Annotated in this window: 1 pseudogene; it reads right to left on the bottom strand. The window is 59.5% G+C overall.

The features are described 5' to 3' along the window. A pseudogene (locus PQR02_RS41000) lies at window positions 1-205 on the bottom strand (IS3 family transposase); the annotation flags it as partial.

Raw genomic sequence — 205 nt, 5'->3', positions numbered from 1 at the left:
TCCATCGTAATCGCCACGCGGTGGGCCAGTACCTTTCGGCTGGCCCAGTCCACCACGGCGGTCAGATATACGAAGCCGCGCGCCATCGGGATATAGCTCGTATCCAGTGCCCAGACCTGGTTTGCCCGATTGATCGTCATGCCCCGCAACAGATAAGGCCAGATCTTGTGCTTCGCATGACGGCGGCTTGTGTTCGGCTTGCAGT

The organism is Paraburkholderia sediminicola (genome assembly GCF_046026895.1).
In the GTDB taxonomy this organism is placed as follows: domain Bacteria; phylum Pseudomonadota; class Gammaproteobacteria; order Burkholderiales; family Burkholderiaceae; genus Paraburkholderia; species Paraburkholderia sediminicola_C.
Note: the sequence above shows the minus strand (reverse complement) of the source record. Positions and strands in the feature narration are given on the sequence as shown.